This is a genomic window from Vibrio sp. V39_P1S14PM300 (assembly GCF_009904765.1).
Taxonomy (GTDB): domain Bacteria; phylum Pseudomonadota; class Gammaproteobacteria; order Enterobacterales; family Vibrionaceae; genus Vibrio; species Vibrio proteolyticus.
This window is the reverse complement of sequence record NZ_WXWP01000364.1, coordinates 1-2,869: the sequence shown is the minus strand read 5'-3', so window position 1 is coordinate 2,869 and position 2,869 is coordinate 1. Positions and strand designations below refer to the sequence as shown.

3 protein-coding genes are annotated in these 2,869 nt (G+C 46.5%); all 3 read left to right on the top strand.

Going from position 1 to position 2,869, the window contains the following annotated elements:
* The first annotated feature begins 183 nt into the window (after positions 1-183).
* Positions 184-1,344 (top strand): spermidine/putrescine ABC transporter ATP-binding protein PotA, encoded by a 1,161-nt coding sequence (potA, locus tag CAG65_RS19100; protein WP_052035716.1) that lies wholly within the window; start codon positions 184-186, stop codon positions 1,342-1,344.
* Entirely contained in the window at positions 1,328-2,185 is an 858-nt protein-coding gene (gene potB, locus CAG65_RS19095; protein ID WP_161448374.1) for a spermidine/putrescine ABC transporter permease PotB, read from the top strand. The genes potA and potB overlap by 17 nt, the downstream gene beginning before the upstream one ends.
* Positions 2,185-2,869: spermidine/putrescine ABC transporter permease PotC (gene potC, locus CAG65_RS19090; protein WP_161454649.1), on the top strand; the 685-nt coding region annotated here is incomplete at its 3' end. The genes potB and potC, both read left to right, overlap by 1 nt.

Sequence of the window (2,869 nt, the reverse complement as noted above, 5' to 3'; positions counted from 1 at the left end):
TGCTTTCTCATCCGGATGGTCGATAATTAAACACTTGTTTATCTTGTATAAAGCATAAAGTCAGTATGGTAAAAAAAGTTTACTTTCACCTGCAAAATATTTTGTGTTTCAAGATGAGAAAAGACTATGAATTCACACTTATGGTGATTATGATGCGCGCCTCAAGTGTATAACGACAGGTCAATTACCCCCGGAAAAGCCGGAGACCAAGGTGGAGAAAAACAGACGTTGAAAGCTAAACAACCAGCAGGACAACCAGTTATCCGCTTAACTGGAATCAGCAAGAGCTTCGATGGCAAGGAAATCATCGGCAACTTAAATCTAGACGTAAACCATGGCGAATTTCTAACCATTCTCGGGCCTTCAGGCTGTGGTAAAACGACAGTATTAAGGATGATTGCGGGGTTTGAAACCGCAGACAATGGCAACATTATCCTTGATAATCAAGATGTGACTGACTTACCTGCTGAGCAGCGACACGTAAATACTGTTTTTCAAAGTTATGCCCTATTCCCGCACATGACGGTGTTTGAGAACGTCGCGTTTGGCCTGCGCATGCAGAAAGTCGCTTCCTCAGACATCGAACCACGCGTGATGGAAGCTCTGCGTATGGTGCGTCTGGAAAAGATGGCCCAGCGCAAACCTCATCAACTTTCTGGTGGTCAGCAGCAACGTATTGCGATCGCTCGCGCGGTGGTGAATAAGCCCAAAGTTCTGCTACTCGATGAATCCCTCTCGGCTCTGGATTACAAATTACGTAAACAGATGCAAATTGAGCTTAAACAACTTCAGCGTCAACTGGGTATCACGTTTATTTTCGTCACGCACGATCAGGAAGAAGCCCTGTCGATGTCTGACCGTATCATTGTGATGCGTGAGGGCGTGATTGAACAGGACGGCTCTCCGCGCGAGATCTACGAAGAGCCGAAAAATCTGTTTGTGGCTCGCTTTATCGGCGAGATCAACGTATTTCATGCCGACATGGTAGAACGCCTGGACGAACAACGTATCCGCGCAGACATTGAAGGTGTCGAATCAGTCGTCTACTACGATAAACCGGCACAAGCGGGTGACAAACTTCAGGTGTTGTTGCGCCCGGAAGATTTACGTATTGAAGAAATCAAAGAGTCTGAAGAGCGCGGTATCGTTGGACACGTCACTGAGCGTACCTACAAAGGTATGACGCTGGATTCTGTGATTGAGCTTGAATCTGGTATGCGCGTTATGGTCAGCGAGTTCTTTAATGAAGACGATCCCGATGTGGATCACTCTTTGGGGCAGAAAGTCGCCATCACTTGGGTTGAAAGCTGGGAAGTGGTATTGAACGATGAGCATAAAGCTTAATTTACAAAATGCGATTATCGCATTGATTGTAGGTTGGTTGGGTCTGTTCGTTCTGATCCCCAACCTCATGATTATCGGCACGAGTTTTCTGACGCGTGATGAGGCAAATCTGATCGAGATGACCTTCACGCTGGACAACTACGTGCGTTTGGCGGATCCCTTGTACGCAAAAGTGCTGATGCACTCATTCTACATGGCGATCATCGCAACCTTGATCTGTTTAGTGATTGGTTATCCATTTGCCTACATCGTCGCAAAAATGCCGCCAAAGTGGCGCCCTTTCATGTTGTTTCTGGTGATTGTGCCGTTTTGGACGAACTCTCTTATCCGTACCTACGGCCTTAAAATCGTACTTGGAACTCAAGGGATCCTGAATAAAAGCCTGATGTACCTGGATATCATCGATAAACCACTGCGTTTGATGTATACCGAAACAGCGGTCATGATCGGTCTTGTTTATATCCTGCTGCCATTTATGATTCTGCCGCTCTACTCTGCTATCGAAAAGTTGGACGGCACTTACATTGAAGCGGCTCGCGATCTGGGTGCCAACAAGATACAGACTCTGACAAAAGTGATTCTGCCGTTAACCATGCCTGGCATCATCGGTGGGTGTTTGTTAGTTCTGCTGCCAGCTCTGGGGATGTTCTACATCTCTGACCTGTTGGGCGGCGCTAAGAACCTGCTCATTGGTAATGTGATTAAAAGTCAGGTGCTTAACGCGCGTGATTGGCCGTTTGGTGCGGCAACCAGTATTGCACTTACCGTGGCGATGGCCATCATGCTTTACGCTTACTATCGCGCCGGGAAACTGTTGAATAAGAAAGTGGAGCTGGACTAATGGGACGTACAGTTAGATTTAGCTTTATGACTCTGGTATATGCATTTTTGTATCTGCCAATCATCGTGTTGATTGTAAACTCGTTTAATGCCAATAAGTTCGGTATGAAATGGGGCGGATTTACCACTAAATGGTATGAGACCCTGGTCAACAACGACAGCCTGATGCAAGCGGCTTGGCACTCTCTTAATGTTGCTGTCTTTTCTGCAACGGCTGCAACCATTATTGGTAGCCTTACTGCTGTTGCCCTATTCCGCTACCAGTTTAAGGGAAAAGCAGCGGTCAACGGTATGCTGTTTGTGGTTATGATGTCCCCGGATATTGTGATGGCAATTTCATTGTTGGCACTGTTCTTGGTTATAGGGGCGCAACTGGGCTTCTTCACCCTGTTAGTTGCACACATCACATTCTGTCTGCCTTTTGTGGTTGTTACCGTCTACAGTCGTTTGAACGGTTTTGATGTCAAAATGCTGGAAGCGGCAAAAGATTTGGGAGCCAGTGAATGGACCATTCTGAATAAGATCATCCTTCCACTGGCAAAACCGGCTGTTGCTGCCGGTTGGTTATTGAGCTTTACCCTGTCTCTGGATGACGTGATCATCAGTTCATTCGTGACCGGACCAACTTATGAAATTCTTCCGCTTAAAATTTATTCAATGGTGAAAGTGGGGATCTCTCCAGAGG

What these genes read in the sequence shown, in the direction of transcription:
- potB (WP_161448374.1), top strand. Translation starts at nt 1,328, where the DNA reads ATGAGCATAAAGCTTAATTTACAAAATGCGATTATCGCATTGATTGTA.